We start from the raw sequence: 24,374 nt of genomic DNA on the forward strand, positions 1-24,374 counted from the left end.
AAAGTACAGCGTGAAAAAATAGAATTTCACGCTGTACTTTTTTATACTATAAACTTGAAGTCTTACATATTTTCGTAATTAGATATAAATTACCAGTAGTAAACCATAATAAAATACAAAAATACTTTATAAAATAAAACACTAACATTTTAGGTAAAATAGCATCAAATAACACTTTTAAAATAATCATTCCTAAAATCGTTATTAAAATCTTTATTATATTATTTATAGCATTAGTTTTAGGATTAAACTTTATATATTTTTCTTGAATATCATGTCCAATTATAAAACCTAACACTGCACCTAATTCCTGATATAATTTAGCATCATTAATACATATTGTGATTGCCATCATTGGAAAAATAATCACTAGAAATATGACTAAGTTTTTTTTGTACTTTTTCAATTTATTTGTCCTATTTAGAACTTCAACACAAAAGCTTCCAAATATAAATCCACCTATAACATCTATAGGTCTATGGACTCCAAGATAAATTCTTGATATACCAACAAGAATTATCATTATAGCTGCAATAACATATATGTAAGTTTTTTTTATATGTTTGACCAATAAAAGCCAAAAAACAGTGGCCCCCTGAGTATGTCCACTTGGAAAAGAATATCCATCTGCTGTCTGTAACCTAAGTGATCTTATGCCAAAGGTTCCTATGGGTCTTTTTATTTTAAAAACACTTTTAACATAATAATTTATTATACTGCTATATAAAATTGTTACTGCCATTATGTATCCAAGTTTTTTATCTATACATAAATATATTATTGCAATGAATGCTATTATAAAATATTCTTCTGCTGTCATAGTAACCGCTTCAGCTATTTTATCTAAAAAGGGATTAGAAAATTGTTGTAAAAATTTTATTATTTCTATGTTATATTGCCCTGTTAAAATATTATTAGCAAACAATTTTTAATCCCCCATCCCTTAACTATAAAATTACTGTTTTACCAAATCTCTTACATTCATTTTAGGAATCAAATTATCAATTTCATTAAAAGCTTTTTCTATTGCTTTATCTCTACCTACATCTTCTGTATTTACACCTTCAACAAGAAGTTTTTCAAACTTTCTTATTCCTATTTGTCTAAGTACATCATGAAGATAATTTATTCCATGATTTATTTTCCAGGAAATTATTTTTGGATAAACCCCACCTGATGATTGTATACAAAGAACACTTCTTTCCCTATCATTCAAAAGTCCTTTAACTTCATCTTCTGAAATTTTTATAGTCTTATCATTTTGTATTATGCAATCAATGTATGACTTAAGTTTTGAAGGAAAAAGCGAACTCCACATAGGATAAGCAATTACATATACATCCGCACTTATAAATTCATCGCAAAGTTGATTTATTCTATCAACAGCTTTTCGGTCATTTTCACTTAATAATGCATAATCATTTCCTGATACAATTTCTCCATTATCATTAAGGAATCTAGCATCCAATTCAGGAATGTACTCGCTGCATAAATCATGCTCTATAAGATCATATTCCGAATACTGTTCAAGAAATTTATTTATAAATTCTCTTCCTACAGTTTTGCTTACTGATGCATTTTCAGGCTTTGTATTAACAGAAATATATAATAATTTTTTCATTTAAAACACCTCCAAAAGTATTTTCTCTTTTAAAGTCAAAAATTATTCTGAAAGCATTTTAAATATATAGTAAAAAACTATTACATAGAAATATTAATATGGCATAACTTATGAAGCGCCCTTGTAGCCATTACATACAAAACTCTATCTAAATTTTTCTTTTCATGCCTACTTACAATAATTACACCATCAAACTCTAATCCTTTAGCAAAGTAAGAAGGCATAACTGTTTCTCCACCAATATATATCTGATCTTCCTTCTCTATTATATTTATATGTGTTTTTGTCTTAAGTAATTTTCCGAAATACTTGGTATCCTCCATGTTTTCACATATAATTCCTATGGTTTCAATACCTTCTTTTTTCATATCTTTTATAGAATTTACTACAGTATCTGTAAACTCATCTTCACTAGCTAGCGTTATTTTTTCAACCTTTTCCCCATCTCTAACTAATGGTATTATACTAGTATCATTAATAAAATAATTAGCATATTCCATTATCTCTTTTGTTGATCTATAACTTTTATTAAGCCTAAACATTTCAAAATCCATATTCTCAAATATATCATCCATTTTTTCCATGGCAATATTTTCTTCAAATCTTGGAATTAATCTCTGATTTGAATCTCCAACGACAGTCATTCCAAGGCAATTTGTGAGCTTTTTTATTACCATAAATTGAAGTTTACTATAATCCTGTGCTTCATCTATAACCACATGTTTTATCTCACGCTGAAGTTTTATACCTTCAAGCTTTATCCTAATATATATAAGTGGTGCTGTATCATCTATTGTATACAATTTATCGTGATTAAGCCTATTATATATTCTAAGTATATCTGCATCTTGAAGCCAAGTTAGAGCTTTTTTAGCATCCATAACCTTTTTTATAGCTTTGCGTATTCCTAACTTTTTCTGAAATAAAAGTTTATTTCCTTGTTCATTAAGCTCTTCCTGACTACTACTTTTAATCGCTTCATCGTAATCCTTTTGTATTTTTCTTACTTCCTCATCTCTTATATCCTTAAGCTTACTAAAAATTATTCTCTTTATTTTTTGTGTTCTTCTAAAAAGAGGCATAGCTTTGTAGTATTCAGTAAACAGTTCCTCTATTTCATCTATAGCAACGGCTTTTCTATCACCATACCATACGTCCTTTATATTATCTCTATACTCTTTTTCTAGTTCATAAATTAGATTATCTAGTTCTTTTATATATTCATCAGAGGTTTTATGTTTTACTTCCTTTATAAATTCACTATCTCCCACAAGAATTTTTTCCATATAATCTTGAGTACTCATAATATCATAAGTATCAAGTGGAAGTATATCGAGAGCAAAATCAATAAACGTTTGCTGTCTTACATTTTCCTCTCCAAGACTTGGAAGTACATTTTTTATGTATTCCATAAAAACAGGATTAGGTCCCAAAATCAAAATTTTATCTTGAAGTATATTTCTGTAATTATATAAAAGAAAAGCAACTCTATGAAGTGCAATTGTTGTCTTACCACTTCCCGCAACTCCATTTACCACAGAAATTTTATTTCTTTCCTGCCTTATAATATTATCCTGTTCTGCCTGTATAGTCATTATAATATCACGGAGCTTATCCCCCGTGTTTTTACTTAGAACCATTTGAAGTATTTCATCCTTAACATCAACTTCAGAATCAAAAAAACCATCAAGTTTACCTTTTTTTATTATATATTGTCTCTTCTTCTTTATATCTACCTCTATATTACCAGCAGGCGCTTTATATGTTGCCTTGCCAAGCTGAGAAGTATAAAAAATTGATGCTATTGGTGCTCTCCAATCTACAATTAATGGTTCATAACTCCCAATAGGTGTAACTCCAAATCTTCCTATATATATTTTTTCTTCACCAAAATTTTCTTCCTCAAAATCAATTTTTCCAAAATAAGGTGATGATAATAATATATTAAGCTCCTTAAGCCTTTTGTATATTATATTGAAGGTTTCTTCTTTTACATAGCGCTCATGATCAAAGTATTCTATTACCTTATCTTCATCATCTGCGTAATCTTCAAGATTTTTCTCTCTTTCGTCTAGTATATATTGTGAAATTTCCTTTTTCTTATTTACATACTGGACTATTTCCTTATTTATAATTTCAATAACACCTTTTAACTTTAAGTATTCACTTTCAAATTCTTCAGCTTTATTTTTTTCTTCAATTAGTCTGTTAATGTCTCCAGTGCTGTTTCGTTCATCTCTTTCCATGCTGAACTCTCCTTTACAATTTTCATAAATTCACTACCTGTCAATGTTTCTTTCTGAAGAAGAATTTCTGCAATATTATCAAGAAGTTCCCTATTATTATTTAAAATATCTTTTGCCTTATTATGTGCTTCTTTTATAATTCTTAATACTTCTTTATCTGCTTCGTACTCAACTTCATTACTACAATTTTTAACAGGTGTTCCATCTAAATACCTGTTTTGTTGAGACTGAAGTGCCATCATATCAAATTTATCAGTCATTCCATATACCGTAACCATATTTCTAGCCGTTTGGGTTGCTTTTTCAATATCATTTGAAGCTCCTGTTGAAATAGCCTTAAAAACAACTTCTTCTGCTGATCTTCCTCCTAATAATACGGATATTTCATCCATCATTTCGTCTTTAGTTACAAGATACTTTTCTTCTTCTGGAAGCTGCATAGTGTATCCCAGTGCACCCATAGTTGTAGGCACTATTGTTATTTTATGTACTGGATTAGTATGTTTTAAAAGCGCCGCAACTAATGCATGACCAACTTCATGATATGCAACTGTCCTCTTATCTTTATCTGATAATATTTTATCCTTTTTCTCTTTTCCTGCTATTATAACTTCAACAGCTTTTTCTAAATCCTCTTGTTCAACTTTATTTCTTCCAAATTTTACAGCTAAAAGTGCAGCCTCATTTACTATATTTGCAAGATCAGCTCCAACAGCACCTGAAGTCGCTTTAGCTATTTCTTCAAGGGATATATCTTCTGACATTTTAACATCTTTTACATGTACTTTAAGTATAGACTCTCTACCTTTTAGATCTGGTCTATCCACAATAACTCTTCTGTCAAATCTACCTGGTCTTAAGAGTGCTTTGTCTAAAACTTCTGGTCTATTAGTGGCAGCCAAAATAACAACTCCCTTTGACGAATCAAATCCATCCATTTCCGCCAAAAGTTGATTTAGGGTCTGTTCTCTTTCATCATTAGAACCTCCCATTGCATTTTCTCTACTTTTACCAATAGCATCTATTTCATCTATAAAAATTATGCATGGTGCCTTTTCTTGAGCTTGCTCGAATAAATCTCTAACCCTTGCTGCTCCCATTCCTACAAACATTTCAACAAAATCAGAACCTGACATCGAAAAAAATGGTACTTTAGCTTCACCTGCTACTGCTTTCGCCAATAGAGTTTTACCAGTTCCTGGTGGACCTACTAAAAGAGCTCCTTTAGGAAGTTTAGCACCTATTTCTGCATATTTATTAGGATTATGTAAAAAATCCACAATTTCAACAAGTGATTCTTTTGCTTCTTCCTGTCCAGCAACATCTTCAAAGGTTTTTCCAGTTTCACTTTCTGCATAAAGTTTAGCATTATTTTTACCAAAAGACATAACTCCATTTCCAAACTTTTTATCAAGCTTTCCAAATATAATTCTACCAAAAAACGCAAGAAGTAATATTGGAAGAATCCAATTTATAAAAAAGTTTTTTATTGGATCATTATTTTTTATTTCTGGCTTTATTTGTGCACCTGACTTTTTAAGTTCATTTTTCAAATCAGGATCTTCTATTCTACCTGTATAGAGAATTTTTTTATGAAATCCAGCATTCTCTTTTGGCAATATCATTATTTTTTCATCTGAAATATTAACTTCTGAAATCTTCTTAGCATTTAATAAATCAAGAAATTTATTATATGTTATTTCTTCTGTTCTTATTGAGGATGCTACATAATTAACTATGAGAACAAAAATTATTGCTCCAAGTGTATAAAAAATAGCGTATTTATACTTGTTATCTTTGAAATTTTTATTATCAAACATCCCATCTCCTCCTTATCGTTATATTATAATACCACAATTTATCCTTAAAGTTATGAATAATTTTTTAATATACTTATTTTGCAGTAAGCATTTTTTTGTAATTAACCACCTTACCAGTTTTTGATATATAAATATTTTTCTTTGACATAAAAAATCCCTGCAGTTTAACGCTTGCAATTCCATTATAAAAGTCTCCTGCTTCTGAATATTTAGCCTCTATTACAATTTTACCACTTAAATTAACATAACCCCACTTTTTTACTCCAAATTTTTTTATGCTAAAAGCAGCAAGTCCTTCATGAAAATCCTTTACCATTGTAAAATTTGGTTCTATTACCATATCCCCATTTAGGTTTATAAATCCCCAGTCATCATTTATATTTATTCTAGCCACTCCTTCATAAAAGCTTCCTATATAATCATACTTAGGCTCAATTAATATTTTTCTTTTAGAACTATCCATGTAGCCATATTTACCTTTATCACTTATATATCTCATTAAGTTTAATCCCATGCCAAAATCAATATCATTCGAACTTCCGTTATCTATAATTGGTGAAACTACAACTTCACTACTTTGAATCTCATATTGAAGCTTTATACTTTTATTGAAGGTAATAGTTTCTATACTATCTACTGAAATTCCATCCTCGTTAACTTCAAAATTTATGTATACATCATAAACACAACCACCCTTATAAAGTATACTTGCATCATCCTTTGAAGCTTTAATAGAAAATGAACACAAATCACTGACAAATATTGATGCCCATTTTTTCCATATTACATCTACAGAAAAATTCAACTTTTCAAAGTCATATTTAGATGGACTTAATCTTACTTTACCTGCACTTATTGTTGATATACTTTTTATATTATCTTCAAATTTACTTTTACTATAGAAATCAATATCATTAAGACAAACTGAAAATATCTCCATAGGTTTATCCTCAAACATTATGAATAAACTTCCCATATCTATACTTATCATTTTGTCTATTATCATAAGCTTTCCATACAAAATATACTCAACATTTCTTTCGCATATTTCTTTAATAGTTACATTATTAATTATAGCAAACAATCCATAGGATTTAGGTACATTAACTTCTCTTATTGTACTCCACTCACTATTTAATATAATTGAAGAAGTTTTTATATCATAATTGTTCTTATTAAATTTTATTCTGCCAACAGGTATATGCTTTATTGTAGTTATTCTAGCTTTAAACTCCTCATTACTTTCAAATGCTTGTCTGTATAAATTAACACAGTATATTTTATAATTCTCTCCATTAATGCTTATATTTAAACTTTCATTATCTATATATACCTTTTCTCCTACAGCTATAAACTTACAGCTAATATCGTATTTTTCATTAAAATCCACATCACCATTTAAATTTTTTCTACTTATCATACAAAAAAAATATTCACTTTTTAATTTTTCTACTGAGTTTATTCCATACCACTCAATTTTTATATAACAAAAACCATAGTCATCATCATAATTTTCTTCTTCAAGTGTTCCTTTTGCAATATTTACAGCCTTTATATCTCTTATGCGTTTTTCATATTCATCATACTTTTCAAAGGGATCTCTTTTAAGCTGCTCTTGAAGTTTATTAATTTCAAATTTTCCATCCATCATTCTCTCATCCTCCATCCTTATAAATAATCATGGTATACGTATAGTAAAATTACTTCAAAGTTAAGATATATATATACTATTACTTTTTTTTGAATTTTATACATTTAGTTATAAATACGCCATTACATTCATCTAATACTTATGCATATAAAAAATCCTACTGGGCATTATAATAACATCGAAGGATTTAAAGTTGTTGAGCGAAGAGTAATGAGGGTTCATTAATGGGCTCAAAATTATTCGACCAAAGATGTATATAGGATTTTTCTACTTAAATGTAGTAAGTTTTATATATGTCGGAGGAAGACTATTATAAGTTTCTACATTGCTTTATATAGACTAAACTATATAAGGTTATGTACTGATTTACAATAGTTGAGCGAAGATTTATTAATTTTTCTTTAAGGGTTATAATGATTGGAATATTGTTATAGTTTTTAAAGATATGTTAATGAATCGAATGAAAATTTGCATCTGTAACGAAGTGCTCAAGTAATAAAAAAAGGGGTATTTGGGTGCGAAGTTATGAATGTAGGTCATAATTAAGATGACTTTAAGTTCTAAGATTGAAAGCTGTCCTTTATAATGTAACTTAAACTTACATTTACAGGACAGCTTTTATTATATTAAATGAAATTATTTTTTTCCTATTAATAAACTCACTATAATAAATATAATTATTATCGCATAAAAGATTTGTCCAACTCTGCTTCCCACATTCACAGTCCACCCAATTCCAAATCTTTTTTGAACAAAAATCGATGGATCATTTGTATTGTAATATATAAGATTACCCATTTTCCAATACTTATCATCATCTCTCATATTGATTGCAATTTCTCTTTTTCCCTCATTAGCTTTAAGCTTGCTTCCACCCTGTCCAACTTTAAATCCTATAACTAATGATACTAAAGTTACAAGCATTGTAATAACTATAATTATAATATTTATAAGACTTATATTTTCTTTAATAAGTTGAATTGTTTGAAAATCATCAATTAAAAGCACAATCTGCATAACAAAATTTAATATTATAATATATATTCCCCATACATTTCTAAACTTTATATTATTCTCTATAGAGACATTTGTATTTATTTCGTTTTTACTCCAAAAGGTTATCTTGTAAATAAAGAATGTTATTAAGATAAGAATCAGTTGATTTATAGGTGTAGAAAAAATGGCAAAATATGTTTTTATGGAGTATCCAGTAATATTTCCACTTATATTCCAATGACTTGGATATCTATGAGGAATATTAGGGTACTGAATTATATTAACTACCAAACATATTATTACAAAAACTAATGATATAACAAACCACTTATTTCCTGCTATCATCTTTTCCTTTTTTTGTTTATTAAAGGATGTATCTATAATAATCTCTTGCTTTTTGGTTTTTAACCATCCCTCTTTTTTCTTTAATTTATAAACTTTTCTGTTGTGATAGTAGTAAATTAAAAAGTCAAAAAATATAAATGCAAATATAGCCACTAAATAGGCAATACTGTTATCCGTTATATACACATAATAAGAAATTAATATAGCCAAAGGTATTCCAAAAATTATGTTGAATAAAACGTAACTTTTCCCAATATATTTAAGCTTAGAATTTTCTATTTCTTCATAAGGAATTCTAATGCCTAAATATATATCTTTTTGTCCTGCTTTAAATGCTACTATTTGGGATATTGTAGAAATAATTAATATGCCAAATGTAAATATACCTAATACTATTCCGTTATTCATATTACTTACCCCCATCTAAATATCATACCCATCATAAATTTTACTACATATATCTAAAAATTCTTCCTTTTCTACTCCTCTACACTTACAATCTGCTATAACATATTCCAGTTCATCTAATAATTTTTCCGAAAATTCCTCAGTTTTTTGAGGCATATTTTCATTAATTACAGCACCAATTCTCCTATCTATATTAAGATATCCCTCTCCTTTTAGTATGTTATAAACTTTATTAACCGTATGCAAATTTATTCCTATATCTTCCGCCATTTGTCTAACTGAAGGAAGGCTTTCCCCTCTTTTTAACTCTCCTCTAGCCATTCCCTTAACCAGTTGATTTTTCAGTTGTTCGTATATAGGTGTTTCTGATTCAAAATCTATTTTTATGAGCACAAAATCACCTTCCCTATAATATAACTAAGTATTATATATATAATATAACAAATATAATTTTTTAATGCAATATATCTTTATTTAGAAACACCTTTTAATAATTTCCTCTTCCTTCATTGATAACTCTTATTTTTACATTTACTTTTATATCTGAATTACTTACTGCCTTGTTCCAATCAACTCCAGTATGTCTTCCATATTTTGCAGCAGCAACTCTCCCCAAATCTAAAACATCTACTTTATATTCTTTCATTACATCTTTTATAGTATCATTACAATCCTTCTCTACCTTTCTCCCTAACTCTAATTTAAACCTTTCCATTTGATTCACATCAGAATTAAGATTTTTGTACAATGTGTTATTGATAACTTTACCACTTAATGAAATATTTATTACAAAGCTATATTTACCATCCTTTTTATAACATTTAACTTTATTCTTGGTTTTTCCATACAAGCTAGTATATTTAGAACCTTCCTGAATAGTAACAATCCCCCATACGTTATTTTCTTTAAGCATATTTATAACCCTAGCTTTTGCCATATCTACATTACCAACCATTTTATCTTTATTAAATATAGCAAGCCCTGTGGTTTGTATTTCACCATCTTTTATTTCTATATATGGTAATAAAGTTGCCCTGCCTTCAGTACAAACTCTTACGGCAATATCCATAAAGCTGTACTGCGATGAAAAGAAATTAAACTGTTTTAAATTTTTTATCATTCCATCAATATAATCAGAAGTATTTATGTTATCTTTTGCTTTATGATTAATTATATCCTCAGCTTTTCCCCTACACACCGTACACAGTGCTCTATCATTTAACTGCGGATTATTCAAATTCAAATCAATAAAGGGATTTAATCCATTTTGCGCTGCCCCTTCACTAAATATAAATACTCTATTCAATCCTAGCATAAATTTTTTATCCGATTTAAGCTGTCTCGTATCTCTAGTACTAGGTAAATTAAAACCTTCTCCACTTAATACATAGCTGCTAACCTTTTCTCCTCCCTCAAAAGAATATATTGAAACTGGAATCTTATAAATGGTTCCTACCGCATTTTTTTTTATATCTGCTCCTATAGCTATGGGAATTTGCAAGTTTTCTACTAGCTCTCCTTTATCACTAAAAAACGCTAAAACAAGAATTAAAATTATTGTAATTAATATTATTTTATTATTCCTTTGCATGTTTTCCTACCTCTTTAAATTTAGTTATAATAGTTATAATGGAAACATATATCAATATAAATATTACAAAGTACTCCGTTAAAATTCCCGAATAATATCTCCTTTTAGTTGTATTACCATATAACATTGAAAGTAAAAAAACTATTGGATACAAGAAAATTGTTACAGTTTCTGCTGATATTTTTTTCGTTATTCTACTAATTCCAGAGGAAACAGCAAAATAATAAACTGAAATACATCTTATAATTACAATAGACCACAAGGATATAAATATAAATCTAAAGCTATTTATAATTGGAATATGTATACTGTCACTTAAGCCAATAGTGGGCCATAATAATTTAGGCGAGGCATCTATTCCATAATAATAAATATTCAAAAAACATACCCAAGTATATATAAACATAGTAAGACCAAGCGCAATAAGACTGCTCTCTAACAGTTTTTTACTGCCTTTAGCGAAAGGATATATTAATAAAGCCGCCTCTGCTCCCGTATAGAAAAAAGCCGTCTCCTTCGATGCTTTAAGTACATTCGCTAAGCCAGCTTGACCAATTGGCATAATATTTAATATATTTCCTTCCTTTAATGTTTCTATCGGTAGCACAATTAAAATAATTGTCAAATAGAATGTAACCTCACATAATCTTCCTAGTGGCTTTATGCCCTTATATGCAGCAAAAGCAGTTACTACTAACGTAAGTGCTATAACCTGATATCCCTTTAAAAAATCGGAGGCATATACAGTAAATACATTATTAAATCCTTCTATTTCTGAAGTCAAAACAAATAAAAAGAAACCTATAAAAATAAAATTTAAAATATTTCCTATTATGCCTCCAAAATATTTTTTACTAAGCACTAATATATTTTCTTTGGGAGATTTTTTGCACATATAACTGGCACACAAAATTAAAAATAGTGGATAAACTGCACCCACAATACACGCAATCCAACCATCTTGATTTGCCTTTTCTATAACCGCATTAGGTAGATACGTAAAACCAACCCCAATTAAGGATGCAAACATATAAAAAGTAATTTGACTTCCTGATAAATATACATCATTACTTTTATTCATTTTTTCCACCTCTAAAATCCTTTTGCCTTATTGGATTTTTATTTGGAATAATACTAGGTCTTTTATTCATTTTCCATATTGGTACCCTTAATAACACATCCTTAATATCATCTATATTAAAAGAAAAATAAGGTACCCCAAAATTTTCCATAGCACAAAGGTAAGCTAACATAAAAAACCACCCTACTATTATTCCAAGCATTCCAAGCCAATTTGCCAATATTAACATTGGATAATTAATTAATCTTATTGATACAGACATTTGATAATTAGATATTACAAACGCAGCTACTGTAGTTATTCCCGCAACTAAAAGAGTTGTTGAACTAACAATTTTTGCTTTAAGCGCAGCATCACCAATAATAATACCTCCAACTACACTGAGAGTTTGCCCTATTTTGTTTGGTAGTCTATATCCACCCTCTCTTAATAATTCTATTGTAAAATTCATAGCTAGTAACGACATAAATGGTGTTAGCGCTATACCCTTTCTAGATTGAATAAGAGACTGAACAAATTCAATAGGTATAAGCTCTGCATTAAATTTTATAAAGCTTATATAAATAGCTGGAAGACTAGTAACTGCAAACACTGCAATCATTCTTACAATTCTTATAAAGTTAGCTTGAAGCATTCTTCCATAGTAATCCTCTATTGTTTGAAAAAAATCAAAAAACGTACTTGGATATACAGTTACATAAGAAGTTCCTTGCAATATAAATGCTATTCTACCCTCTAAAAGATTTGCTTGTATAACATCCGGTCTTTCAGAGCCACAAACTGGAGGAAATAAGCTATATGTATGTTCTTCTATACACTGCTCTATTATTGAGTTCCCATATACTGAATCAATATCTATACTTTTTACCTTTTCTTTTATTTTTTTTAAATATTCTTTATCTACTATGTCATCTATGTATACCATAGCAAGATCTGTCTGACTTCTTGTTCCAAGTGTAAACTTTTCAGTCCTTAAATTTCTATCCTTTATTCTTCTTTTAAGCATAGTCAAATTTGTCTCTAAATTTTCTATAAAGCCCTCTCTAGGTCCTCTTAAGGATACATCACTAGGTGGTTCTGTTATTGATCTGTAAGGTCCACCTGTTGTATCTGCTATAATAAACTTATTTAAACCTTCAATAATAACTGCGGTTTTTCCCCTTTTAATATCTTCAATTACATTATTTAAATCTGTCTCTATATTAGTATTGCTAACTGAAATATATTTTTTACATAAATAATCTGCAAGCTCTCTATTGTAATCAAATTCTTCATCTACCTGAAACATTAATGGACTCATAATATTCATATCTATCATATCTTTGTTAACTAAACCATTTATATATATTACTACTGCATCTAATTGCTGTCTTTTTCCTATTATAATTTCTTTAACTATTAAATTGCTATCATCACCAATAGCACTCTTTATATCACTAATAGTAGTAGCTTTATTGTTTGTATTCACATTTTTTCTCCTTCCCAAAAAAGCTTTAATTAAAGTATTTCTTTTTTAGTATTACCAAACAAAAAAGTATATACTCAAGTAATTTTTAGAAATAATCTACATTAATAGAAAGCTACCATATAAACAAGATATCCTATTTACATGGTAGCTTTCTATTATATTATATTTTTATAAAATATTCGTGAAATTCCAAATTATCTGTAAGCTCTGGATGAAAAGCTGTTACAATAACGTTTCTACTTTTAGCTGCAACTATATTTCCTTTAAGAGTACATAAAGACTTCACATTCTCACCAATATGCGTTATATATGGTGCTCTTATAAATACAAGCGGTATTTCATTTAAAGAAACTTCTTCTATACAAGCTCTTGTATTAAAACTATCAATTTGACTTCCGTATGCATTTCTTCTTACTGTTATATCTATAGCTTTAATATAACTAATGTTACTACCTTCTATCTCCTTTGCTAAAAGTATCATACCAGCACAGGTTCCCCAAACTGGCATACCTGAGTATATTTCTTCCTTTAAATAATCTATCATATTGGAAAGCATTAAAAATCTTCCAATTGTTGTACTTTCTCCTCCTGGTATTATTAATCTATCTATTCTTTTTAAATCCTCTACACTCTTTACTTTTACGGACTCAACTCCAAGTCTTTCTATATGACTTATATGCTCCGTAACTCCTCCTTGAAAAGCTAGAACCCCAACTCTCATTACCAGCCTCTTTCTTGATATCTATCTTTTATGCTGTTTATTTCAAGTCCATACATCGGTTCTCCAAGATCAAATGAAACCTCTTCAAGTACCTTAGGATCATCATAATAGGCAGCTGCCATAACAATAGCCCTTGCTCTCTTTTCTGGATTTTCGGATTTAAATATACCAGAACCAACAAATACACCTTCTGCTCCAAGTTTAATCATAAGAGCAGCATCTGCAGGAGTAGCAATACCACCCGCTGCAAAATTAACTACTGGAAGCCTTCCATTATGCCATACATATTCTACAAGTTCATAAGGAGCATTAAGTTCTTTTGCAATTGTCATAATTTGTTCTTTAGCTGCATTTTTAACTTTTCTTATATCATCCATAACTGTTCTCATATGTCTTACAGCCTCAACAACATTTCCAGTGCCGGCTTCTCCCTTTGTCCTTATCATTGAAGCACCTTCACCAATTCTTCTTAAAGCTTCTCCAAGATTTCTTGCTCCACAAACAAAAGGAACATTAAAATCTTTTTTATCAATATGGTAGGAATCGTCTGCTGGAGTTAAAACTTCACTTTCATCTATGAAATCAATCCCCATCTCCTGAAGAATTTCAGCTTCAACAAAATGTCCTATTCTAACCTTTGCCATAACTGGTATTGTTACTGCATCCTTGATTTCCTTTATCATTTTAGGATCAGACATTCTAGCTACTCCGCCTTGTTTTCTTATATCTGCTGGAACTCTTTCAAGTGCCATTACTGCACAAGCTCCAGCTTTTTCAGCTATTATGGCCTGCTCCTTGTTTACTACATCCATTATTACCCCACCCTTTAACATTTGAGCGAGATTTTTATTCATTTCACTTCTATCCATACTCATAACTCCTTTTCCAAAATATACTTCCATCATATTACATATATATATTTTTGAAAAGTGTATGGATACAAAGTATAGCTTGTATTTTATTTTTCGATATTCTTAATTAAATTTGCCATTTCAATTGCTGTGACTGCTGCATCAAAACCTTTATTACCTGACTTTGTTCCAGCTCTTTCTACTGCTTGTTCAATACTATCTGTTGTAAGAACTCCAAATATTACAGGACATCCTGTTTTAAGTGAAGTTTGTGCTACTCCCTTTGAAACCTCTGAAGATACATAATCAAAATGTGGAGTGGCTCCCCTTATAACTGCACCTAAGCAAATTACAGCATCATATTTGCCACTTTCAGCTAATTTTTGTGATATCAAAGGTATTTCAAAGGCTCCAGGTGCATATGCAAGTTCAATATCTTCTTCCTTAGCACCATGTCTTTTCAGTGCATCCATTGCTCCTGATACTAATTTTGACACTATAAATTCGTTAAATCTTCCTGCTACTATTGCAAACTTTAAATTTTCACTTACTAATTTACCTTCATATATTTTCATTTTTACACTCTCCTTAAAATTTAAATTAAATGTCCCATTTTTTCTTTTTTAGTATTCAAATAAAATTCATTCTCTTTAATAGGTCTTGTACTTATAGGAACTCTTTTAGTAACATCAATTCCATACTTCTTTAACTCATTTATTTTTTCTGGGTTATTAGTCATTAATTTTACACTTTTTATACCCAAATCCTTTAATATTTCTGCTGCCTCCCAATATTCTCTTAAATCAGGATTAAATCCTAGCTTTATATTTGCCTCTACTGTATCAAGTCCTTTTTCTTGAAGTTCATAAGCTTTTAATTTATTTAATAATCCTATATCTCTTCCCTCTTGATCTAAATAAAGTACAACTCCTACTCCCTGCTTTTCTATTGCTTTAAGCGATTTTGCTAGTTGCTCGCCACAATCACATCTTAAAGACCCAAATACATCCCCTGTAAGACATTTAGAATGTACTCGAACAAGTACCTCCTTCTCTAAAGTTACATCTCCCTTTATTATGGCTATATTTTCTTTATTATCTGTTAAATTTTTATATCCAATTATCTTAAATTCTCCATATTTCGTAGGAAGCTTTGCCTCTGCCTCTCTTTTTATAAGCACTTCATTTTTTTTTCTATACTCAATTAACTTTTCAATAGTTATTATTTTTATATTATTCTTCTTTGAAAACTCCATAAGCTGTGGTAATCTTGCCATAGTACCATCTTCATTCATAATTTCACAGCACACACCAACCGGAGGATTAAAGCCTGCAAGTTTAACCAAATCAACTGTTGCTTCTGTATGCCCATTTCTGTCTAAAACACCATTCTTTTTAGCTCTTAAAGGAAAAGTATGTCCTGGCTTTACAAAGTCCTCCTCTGTAGATTTCTTTTCTGCTAGCTTTCTTATTGTTTCTGCTCTTTCATAAGCTGAAATTCCTGTTCTAGTACTTGCTGCATCTACTGACACTCCAAAATCTGTACCAAAGTACTCTGTATTTTTATCTACCATAGTATTTATATTAAGCCTCTCCATACTTTCTGAGTCCATCGGTGTACAAATTAGTCCTCTTGCATATTTAGCCATATAATTTATTGTTTCTCCTGTTATATTGGCACCAGCTGCAACCAAATCTCCTTCATTTTCTCTATCCTCATCATCTACAACTATTACCATTTTCCCTTGCTTTATATCTAGAATAGCCTCTTCTATACTACTAAATTTAAAACTCATAATATCACTCCTAATAAAATCCATTTTCTTTTAAAAATTCTTTTGTCATACAATTATTTGTAGAAATATTTTTTATATTTATAATATTTCGAATATACTTTCCAACAATATCACACTCAATATTTACCTTATCCCCTATACTTTTTTCAGTTAATATTGTCTTCTCCTGAGTATGTGGAATAAGATAAAATTTAAAATATTTTTCTGTGACTTCTCCTAAGGTTAGACTAACTCCGTCTATAGCTACTGATCCTTTATATATAAGCTCGCTTAAGATTTCTTTGTCTGCTTTTATTTTGTACTCAATGGCTATTTCATCTTTTTTTATATTATCTATAATACCTATACCATCCACATGCCCTGTTACTATATGACCACCAAATCTATCTCCTAATGCTAATGCTCTCTCGAGATTAACCTTGCCTCCAACTGCTAAATCTTTTAAATTAGTCACCTTATACGTTTCTTTCATAACATCAAATTCTGCCCTAGTACAATCTGTAATTGTAAGACATACTCCATTTACTGCTATGCTGTCACCAATTTTAACCTCTTCCATTATGTTTGATGCCTTTATAGCAAAACGTATTGAATTCCCATATTTTTTTATACTTTTTATTTCTCCTACTTCTTCTACAAGACCAGTAAACAAGCTGCATCACCTCCTATTCACATATCCAGTTATTAAAATGTCTTGTCCTATCTTTTCTGAATGAAAATCAAATATCTTTATAGCATCAACCAAATGATCAATTCCATCTCCACCAACTGTTCCCTTGCTTTTTTCCCCTCCTACAATTATTGGAGCAACAAAATAATTTACTTTATCTACAATTCTTTCCTTTAAACAAGAAAAATTCAATTTACTGCCACCCTCAAGTAAAATACTATCCACTCCCATGTCACCTAACTCATTCATTAAATAAGTTAAATCTACACGCCCATTTTTATCAGGAGTTTTTATAATTGTAACCCCCATATCTTTAAATTTAGATACCTTATCATCCTCTGCTAGTTCGGTAGTTGCAAGGATAATCTTTCTTTCAGAGAGTGTACCAAAAATTTTAAGCTTAAATGGTACTCTAAGCTTAGAATCAACGATTATCGCTGTAGGACTCCTTAATTTTTTATTATCAACTCTTGTTGTAAGAAGTGGATTATCTAAAATAGCTGTATCTACTCCAACCATTATCCCCATATACTTACTTCTCAAATAATGCACATATCTCCTTGAAGCTTCTCCACTTATCCACCTGTTTTCTCCCGACACTGTGCATATTTTACCATCCAACGTGCAAGCTGTCTTCATAACTACAAATGGTTTCTTAGTCTTTATATACTTTATAAAAACTTCATTTAGCTTCTCAGCTTCTTCTTTCATAATTCCAGTAACAACATCTATGCCATTATCCCTTAATATTTTTATACCTCTTGAACTAACTAAAGGATTAGGATCTTCCATTGCTATTATAACTTTTTTTATACCTGCTTTGACAACTGCAAGCGCACAAGGTGGCGTTTTTCCGTAATGAGAGCAGGGTTCTAAAGTAACATACAGTTCAGCACCCTTAGCTTCGTCTCCTGCCATTTTTAAAGCATTTACTTCAGCATGATTTCCACCAAACTTCTCATGGTACCCTTCTCCAATTATTTTATTGTCCTTAACTATAACTGCCCCAACCATAGGATTAGGATTTACATATCCACTACCTTTTTTTGCAATATCTAAAGCTCTTTTCATAAAAGCTTCATTCAATTTAAACATCTCCCTTATTTAATAGGATTTGCCGGCAAACAAAAAAATCCCTAAAGAAAGATAATTCTCCAGGGATTTACATCCAAAATCTGCGTACTTAAAATACGCTTCCTTCTTTCATCCAGACTTTAACTGTCGGCTTCGGAATTTAACCGAATCTGCCAAATGGCTCGCGGGCTTTACCGCCGATTGGGAATTTCACCCATCCCTGAAGGATGTTCCTTATTTAATTTTCTTTAGTATACTACTTACAAATTTTTATGTCAATACCCTACAAATATGCTATAATTCATAGAAAGAGGTATATATAATCTCTTTTACACTTAAATTCAACTATAATATATCCTAATTCTAGGAGGCAAATTCATGAATAATACAGAAAATTTTCTAGATATAAATAAAATAAATTCAAGCCTTACAACAAAATATATTGGAAGAAACATACTACTTTTAGATACTGTAGATTCAACTAATTTAGAGGCAAAACGAATTATAAAAAACTCTGACTATAATGGAACTCTTGTAATTGCAGAAGAGCAAACTTTTGGGAAATGCAGATTTTCTGATAGAGTATGGAATTCACCAAAATATAAGGGGTTATGGATGTCTCTTATATTAAAACCAACTATAGAAAAAAAGTTATTTCCTTTGATAACACAATTAGCTGCAGCTTCTATAACATATTCTTTTAACAAAAATAATATAAATAGCCTTATTAAATGGCCAAATGACATACTTTTAAATGGTAAAAAACTCATTGGAATATTAGCTGAATTATCAGAAGACCTGTATAATGAACCAAACATAATTTTAGGCATTGGAATAAACATAAATCAAGCTCCTGAAGATTTTTCACCTGAAATAACAAAAAAGGCAACTTCCTTAAAAATAGAATTAAATAAAGAACTTTCTCGCGAAGCTATTCTTTCAAGTATTTTAAATGACTTTGAAACTATGTATAATAATTTTTTAAATACACAAAATCCTGATGCTTTTCTTAGCATATGTAAAAAAAATTCAGCTCTTATAGGAAGGGAAATTGCCGTTACCAAAAAAGATTCTACACAATCAGCTAAGGTAATTGATATAAGTAATGCTGGAGAATTAGTTGTAGCCTTCAAAGATGGGAGTTATGAAAATTTAATTTCGGGCGAAGTAACTCTCAACAAGTTTTACTAGTTTCTAAATAAACTATTGAGTGAAAATATTTTTAACTTGACTTAATTCAATGTTTTCACTTAATAATTTAATTGCCTTTATTCTTGATTCATCATATTTTTTAAATGTATCTAAAGCTCTTTCTTTATTTTTATAAACCTTCCAATATCCACAATATAAACAGTTTTCACCATTACATTTTATAAATCCCTCAACATCTTCAACTGGAATACCTAAAAATATCCCCAGTTCATGTGGACAAAGAGTCTGTTTATATCTTTCTTTTAAAAACTCAAGAATTTCATCTAAATTCATTTTGTAATTATAACCAAATCTAGTTAAAAACTTCATGTTTGTTTTATGATAAAGAGTTTTATTCAATAACTCTTTATCATAAAACAAAAGTATTAAAGAATCTTTTTCCCTTTTAATTTCAAAGGTATCTAAATCTATATATTTTAAATATTCTTCCCCATAAGCTTTCCATAAATCATACATCCCTTTATACTCATTAGATATAGTAATTATAGAAGATGGTTTTTGCTTAAACATAACTGGTGCTATAGAATATGTTATCAAATTCACCATATACTTTTTTCCTGTAACTCCTTTAATAAAATCTATAAAGCTATATGAAAGTTCTACCATCTTTCTACTCCTCACTTAATTTTCTAAAAGTTTTTTTCCAAATTCTATGCACTGATCTTTTGACTCTCCTTCAGGTGCATCTTGAATTATTAATCCATCATTTAATACTTTAGCGCCATATCCCTCCATACGCTCTACCCAATCTCGCATAAACTTTCCATCTCCCCAACCGTATGAACCAAATAACGCTACTTTCTTTCCTTTTATCTCTTCAGAAATAGACTCTATAAACGGATCCATTTCTGCTTCTTCTATTACTTCATCTCCCATTGCAGGTGAGCCAAGCACAACTATATCTGAAGCTTTAACCTTATCTATACTTGCATCACTTACAGAAAGTAACTCTACCTCTCCTCCTGCTGATTTAATACCGTCTGATATTAATTGGGCCATAATTTCAGTATTCCCAGTTCCAGACCAAAAAATTATATTTACATTTAACATTTTTATTCCTCCTATACAAATGATATTGATTTTCAATCTCATTTGTATCTTATACCAATTTTCCTCTTTTGTCAATACGTATTTCTTTGCAACTACAAAACACCCTTATGATTGGGCATACGGCTAATCATAAGGGTGTTCATCTATATTTATATTTTTACTTTTGCATAACATTTAAGGAAACATTTATTTCAAAAGGCATATCATCTATATACATCTCAATGCATATAACTTTATTATAATTTGCACTAGCAGTAAACTCTCCGTACATTAAAGCTGGAGTTGATATATCTATATTTAACCCCTCTTCTGCGAAATTTGTAGCTGCATTGGCTGTTAACATGTTGGTAAGTTCTGAAACCGCACTTTGAGAAATTTCATCTAGTTCAGTAACAGGCATTCCCATCATCATTGTAGACGCAATTTTTTTAGCTGCGTCTACGCTCGTTGAATACATGACATTACCTTTAATATCTCCTACAATACCAATTATAATAATTACACCTGAGCTTTCAATTGAACTATCCTTAAGAGTAACCTTTCCCCTCCTTAGATTAGTCAACCCCAGCTGCGGCATCACAGTCATAAATGATTTTAAAAAAGGATTTATATATTTGACATCCATTCTACTGCCCCCTTATTGAACCCAATATTAACATTTATTTCTCCAGCGGCAAATGTAACTGTAAAAAAACTCATTGCATCAAGACTATTTCTCGATATATTGATAGATTCTCCATATATTGTAGTAGGTGGTGCTATTCTCACTCCAAACAACTTATTCTCTCTATTTATCATAGAACAAGCATTACCACCAACTATATTACCAAACTCAGCTACAACATTTAATATTTCTTGTGAATCTTTAGCTGGTCTCTTTAATATTTTTTCAACAAACTTTCCAGCGGTCTCATTAGTTAAAGTTATAATTAACCTTCCACAATATTTTCCAATAATACCCATGACTATAGAAATACCATTCTCTACATGCTCAATTTTACGTTCTTCTTTTTCAATATCAGTAAATTTAGGAATTTCTTTTATAAAATTGTTAAAGGAAAAAGTAAATGCCTGCTTAAAAATATCGCAATATCTTTCTTTAAGTTCCTGATATAAATCATCATTTGCAGATATTCTATTTATTGCCAATACTAATTCTTCCTCATCAATTGGCTTTTGTATATATGCACTTATATTAGTTTTTTTAGCTTGAGCTATAATCTCATCATCCATCATAGAACTTACAGCTATTACTCTTATGTTTGGATCTATTTCATGTACAACCCTGGTACACTCCAAACCATCGGTATCTGCTAAAACCATATCCATAGTTACTAAATCTGGTTTTAATTCTGTTATAACCTCTTTAACCTCTTTTAGATTTGATGCGCTACCAACAACGTTGAACCCATTTTTTTCAAGCATACCAGATAAAACAGAAATTGAAAATGGCGAATCATCTACAATCACTATCCTTATGTTATTCATTACAAATCCCCTCCAATTGCCATAAATTCTTTAATAATTATAATATCCCTTAACCATGACTTATATGCTAAATTAACCATATAAGTTATATATTAAAATACTATTATAGTACTTCAATGTCTTTCTATAACTACTACACATAATTTACCAAATTCCATATTTAATATTTCTTCCACATTTCCTGCTGTTATCTTTTCATCCTCATAAGATAAATTTTCTCCAACATATATATTTGCTTTTACTTTATTTTGCTTTAATAATTTGCAAATATACTTAGGTGAATTTTGTTTATCAGTAAGCCAAACTGTGACATTATTTTCTCTTATCTTTTCAATCAAATCTTCATTTCTACCATGTATACTTGAAACATAAGCTTCGCTCCATGATTTTTTAAGCTTAGCCATAAGATATTGAAATGAGCTTATTCCTGGTACTACCTCGATTTTATGTTCATAATTTTTTTGTATGTAATTTAATATGCTATAAAAGCAAGGATCACCGGAAGCTAAAATTGAAATATTAATATCTAAATTTAAGTTTATGAAGGAAATTATATCCTTCATTGAATTAACTGTGATTTTTTTAGCACAAATGTATTCTATACTCTCAATTGCCCTTTGAAAACCAATAATTACATCACTTTTATTTATGATTTCCTCTGCAAAAGGAAGTATATATTTCCTATTTCCTGGACCTATTCCAACTATATAAACCATATTTATTTTCTCCCTTTATGTCTTTATTTATAATACTATATTGTCACTCTTTTCTGGTACATTAATCCAATAAATATATATTTTTTTATAATAATCTCCAGGTATCATATATATCGGTTGAATTCTCACTGTCTATATGCCCTATTTATAATTTTTTTCAAGCTTTTTTGAGAATATAAAACTTTTCGAGGTAAATTGTTACATACCTGGCTAAAATTTAACCCTAATGCCATTATATATATTAATTTTAGCATTTATTATAAAATATTAGTATTAATTTTAAAAATATATAGAACTATATAATACAGAACATATAGAATTATAAACAAAATCTCTGAAGCATACATAAGTATTATGGTTCTTTTTATATGTTTTTTTTCAAGTTCATATTTCACATCACCTATAGTAGGTTTTTTCATTATTTCGCCAAAATACACATTATTGCCACCAAGCATTATACCATTAGCTGCCGCTGCCGCCGCTTCAGGATAAGCACAATTAGGACTTTTATGATTTTTTCTATCTCTAAACATTATTTTAAAGCTATAAAATATATTTCCCCCGATTATAGGTGAAATTAAACACATAAAGAAACCTGTTATTCTAGCGGGTATAAAATTAAACACATCATCTACTTTTGCAGGGAAAAAACCTATATATTTATACTTTTCATTAATGTACCCAAGCATAGAATCCATTGTATTTACGCCTTTATACATCATTGCTAGCGGTGCTCCTCCTAGAATTCCAAAAAAAAGTGGTGCAATTATACCATCAGAGGAATTTTCAGCTATTGTCTCTATGTCTGCCCTTATTACTTCTTTTTCTGAAAGCGTTTCTGTTTCCCTTCCTACTATGTATGAAAGCTTCAACCGTGCATCTTTTATATCTCTATTTTTAAGTGCTGTGTATACCTTACCGCCTTCTTTATGCAAACTTCTTGCTGCAAGTGTGGTCCATAAAATTAAAATATTTATAATGTGATGTAATATATAGTATTTTTTAGTAAGCTCAAGTATTGTAAATGGAATAAGAAAACTGAAGCTGCATACTATTATTACAATAAAACCACCCCAAATTCGTAGTTTCTTATTCTGTTTAAAAAGCTTTCTCCCTAGTTTATCTAGCATTTTTATCAATTTTCCTATATATATAACTGGATGAGGAAACCAATAAGGATCTCCAATAATCCAATCAATTACAACTGCTATTACTATATCTAACATTAATAAACTCCCAACTTTAGTTATTTATAATTTCTTTATACCTTTAATTTTAACTTATAATGTTCTATAATAGCAATAGTATTGTAATATAAATACTTTATTGTAAAATATAATGCACTTATTATTTTCTTATTATGAAAAAAGCTGTTACAAATAAATATTATATTTGTAACAGCCAATATTTGAGAGAGTTAAAGTTTGTACTGATAATAACTTTCATTATCATATTAATATGATATAATTATTTAGATGCTATGTCAATAGTATTTTTATATATAAGTTATACAAGTTAAGGACTTACATTATATATAATTTCTCCTCTTCTTGATTTTTATACATAAAAA

At 29.5% G+C, this 24,374-nt stretch carries 23 protein-coding genes and 1 riboswitch; of the genes, 1 reads left to right on the plus strand and 22 read right to left on the minus strand.

What is annotated here, in order from left to right; all coding sequences use genetic code 11:
* Positions 1–46: 46 nt before the first annotated feature.
* The 16 genes from CLFE_RS24310 to ribD all read right to left on the minus strand — a co-directional run bounded on the left by CLFE_RS24310 (position 47) and on the right by ribD (position 18,359).
* Positions 47–925, minus strand: a complete 879-nt coding sequence (locus CLFE_RS24310) for a phosphatase PAP2 family protein (protein ID WP_077893870.1) — start codon at positions 923–925, stop codon at positions 47–49.
* A 30-nt stretch (positions 926–955) separates the two neighbouring features.
* A complete protein-coding gene (locus CLFE_RS18760) occupies positions 956–1,621 on the minus strand; it encodes an FMN-dependent NADH-azoreductase (RefSeq protein WP_077832364.1) in 666 nt (221 codons plus the stop codon).
* Positions 1,622–1,701: 80 nt separating this feature from the next.
* Positions 1,702–3,867, minus strand: coding sequence for a HelD family protein (locus CLFE_RS18765; RefSeq protein WP_077893871.1), 2,166 nt, complete (start codon positions 3,865–3,867; stop codon positions 1,702–1,704).
* On the minus strand, positions 3,822–5,687 hold the full coding sequence (gene ftsH / locus CLFE_RS18770) for an ATP-dependent zinc metalloprotease FtsH (RefSeq protein ID WP_077832366.1): 1,866 nt from the start codon (positions 5,685–5,687) through the stop codon (positions 3,822–3,824). Before ftsH ends, CLFE_RS18765 begins: the two co-directional genes overlap by 46 nt.
* A gap of 73 nt (positions 5,688–5,760) precedes the next feature.
* Positions 5,761–7,338 carry a WG repeat-containing protein gene (locus CLFE_RS18775; protein WP_077893872.1) on the minus strand — a complete coding sequence of 526 codons (1,578 nt, stop codon included), beginning with the start codon at positions 7,336–7,338 and terminating at the stop codon, positions 5,761–5,763.
* A 636-nt stretch (positions 7,339–7,974) separates the two neighbouring features.
* Positions 7,975–9,087, minus strand: coding sequence for a DUF1648 domain-containing protein (locus CLFE_RS18780; RefSeq protein ID WP_077893873.1), 1,113 nt, complete (start codon positions 9,085–9,087; stop codon positions 7,975–7,977).
* A gap of 15 nt (positions 9,088–9,102) precedes the next feature.
* On the minus strand, positions 9,103–9,480 hold the full coding sequence (locus CLFE_RS18785; protein ID WP_077832369.1) for a GntR family transcriptional regulator: 378 nt from the start codon (positions 9,478–9,480) through the stop codon (positions 9,103–9,105).
* A 94-nt stretch (positions 9,481–9,574) separates the two neighbouring features.
* Positions 9,575–10,678, minus strand: coding sequence for a Ger(x)C family spore germination protein (locus CLFE_RS18790; protein WP_077893874.1), 1,104 nt, complete (start codon positions 10,676–10,678; stop codon positions 9,575–9,577).
* A complete protein-coding gene (locus CLFE_RS18795) occupies positions 10,665–11,759 on the minus strand; it encodes a GerAB/ArcD/ProY family transporter (protein WP_077893875.1) in 1,095 nt (364 codons plus the stop codon). The genes CLFE_RS18790 and CLFE_RS18795 overlap by 14 nt, the downstream gene beginning before the upstream one ends.
* Complete coding sequence (locus tag CLFE_RS18800) at positions 11,752–13,227, minus strand: spore germination protein (RefSeq protein ID WP_169850960.1); 1,476 nt, start codon at positions 13,225–13,227, stop codon at positions 11,752–11,754. The genes CLFE_RS18795 and CLFE_RS18800 overlap by 8 nt, the downstream gene beginning before the upstream one ends.
* A gap of 160 nt (positions 13,228–13,387) precedes the next feature.
* Positions 13,388–13,948: a pyridoxal 5'-phosphate synthase glutaminase subunit PdxT gene (gene pdxT / locus CLFE_RS18805; protein ID WP_077893877.1), complete on the minus strand. Its 561-nt coding sequence runs from the start codon at positions 13,946–13,948 to the stop codon at positions 13,388–13,390.
* A complete protein-coding gene (gene pdxS, locus CLFE_RS18810; RefSeq protein WP_139356185.1) occupies positions 13,948–14,823 on the minus strand; it encodes a pyridoxal 5'-phosphate synthase lyase subunit PdxS in 876 nt (291 codons plus the stop codon). Before pdxS ends, pdxT begins: the two co-directional genes overlap by 1 nt.
* An 83-nt stretch (positions 14,824–14,906) precedes the next feature.
* Positions 14,907–15,374 (minus strand): 6,7-dimethyl-8-ribityllumazine synthase, encoded by a 468-nt coding sequence (gene ribH / locus CLFE_RS18815; RefSeq protein WP_077852399.1) that lies wholly within the window; start codon positions 15,372–15,374, stop codon positions 14,907–14,909.
* Between the two features lie 20 nt (positions 15,375–15,394).
* Complete coding sequence (locus CLFE_RS18820) at positions 15,395–16,594, minus strand: bifunctional 3,4-dihydroxy-2-butanone-4-phosphate synthase/GTP cyclohydrolase II (RefSeq protein WP_077893879.1); 1,200 nt, start codon at positions 16,592–16,594, stop codon at positions 15,395–15,397.
* A gap of 10 nt (positions 16,595–16,604) precedes the next feature.
* Positions 16,605–17,246: a riboflavin synthase gene (locus CLFE_RS18825; protein ID WP_077893880.1), complete on the minus strand. Its 642-nt coding sequence runs from the start codon at positions 17,244–17,246 to the stop codon at positions 16,605–16,607.
* A gap of 6 nt (positions 17,247–17,252) precedes the next feature.
* Positions 17,253–18,359, minus strand: coding sequence for a bifunctional diaminohydroxyphosphoribosylaminopyrimidine deaminase/5-amino-6-(5-phosphoribosylamino)uracil reductase RibD (gene ribD / locus CLFE_RS18830; protein ID WP_077893881.1), 1,107 nt, complete (start codon positions 18,357–18,359; stop codon positions 17,253–17,255).
* Between the two features lie 96 nt (positions 18,360–18,455).
* Positions 18,456–18,570: riboswitch (FMN riboswitch) on the minus strand.
* Between the two features lie 146 nt (positions 18,571–18,716).
* Between ribD and CLFE_RS18835 the strand changes: the two genes are divergently transcribed.
* Positions 18,717–19,529 (plus strand): biotin--[acetyl-CoA-carboxylase] ligase, encoded by an 813-nt coding sequence (locus CLFE_RS18835; protein WP_077893882.1) that lies wholly within the window; start codon positions 18,717–18,719, stop codon positions 19,527–19,529.
* A 12-nt stretch (positions 19,530–19,541) separates the two neighbouring features.
* Here CLFE_RS18835 and CLFE_RS18840 read toward each other — a convergent pair whose 3' ends face one another.
* The 6 genes from CLFE_RS18840 to cbiB form a co-directional block, all read right to left on the minus strand.
* Positions 19,542–20,156: a DUF3793 family protein gene (locus tag CLFE_RS18840; protein ID WP_077893883.1), complete on the minus strand. Its 615-nt coding sequence runs from the start codon at positions 20,154–20,156 to the stop codon at positions 19,542–19,544.
* A gap of 15 nt (positions 20,157–20,171) precedes the next feature.
* Positions 20,172–20,600, minus strand: a complete 429-nt coding sequence (locus CLFE_RS18845) for a flavodoxin (protein WP_077893884.1) — start codon at positions 20,598–20,600, stop codon at positions 20,172–20,174.
* A gap of 157 nt (positions 20,601–20,757) precedes the next feature.
* Positions 20,758–21,225, minus strand: coding sequence for a chemotaxis protein CheX (locus CLFE_RS18850; protein ID WP_077832382.1), 468 nt, complete (start codon positions 21,223–21,225; stop codon positions 20,758–20,760).
* Positions 21,207–22,088, minus strand: a complete 882-nt coding sequence (locus CLFE_RS18855) for a response regulator (protein WP_077893885.1) — start codon at positions 22,086–22,088, stop codon at positions 21,207–21,209. Before CLFE_RS18855 ends, CLFE_RS18850 begins: the two co-directional genes overlap by 19 nt.
* A 113-nt stretch (positions 22,089–22,201) precedes the next feature.
* The gene (gene cbiE / locus CLFE_RS18860) at positions 22,202–22,804 is read right to left on the minus strand and encodes a precorrin-6y C5,15-methyltransferase (decarboxylating) subunit CbiE (protein WP_077893886.1); all 603 of its coding nucleotides are present in this window, start codon (positions 22,802–22,804) and stop codon (positions 22,202–22,204) included.
* Between the two features lie 257 nt (positions 22,805–23,061).
* Positions 23,062–24,030: an adenosylcobinamide-phosphate synthase CbiB gene (cbiB, locus tag CLFE_RS18865; protein ID WP_077832385.1), complete on the minus strand. Its 969-nt coding sequence runs from the start codon at positions 24,028–24,030 to the stop codon at positions 23,062–23,064.
* Positions 24,031–24,374 lie beyond the last annotated feature (344 nt).

This window comes from Clostridium felsineum DSM 794 (genome assembly GCF_002006355.2).
GTDB lineage: Bacteria > Bacillota > Clostridia > Clostridiales > Clostridiaceae > Clostridium_S > Clostridium_S felsineum.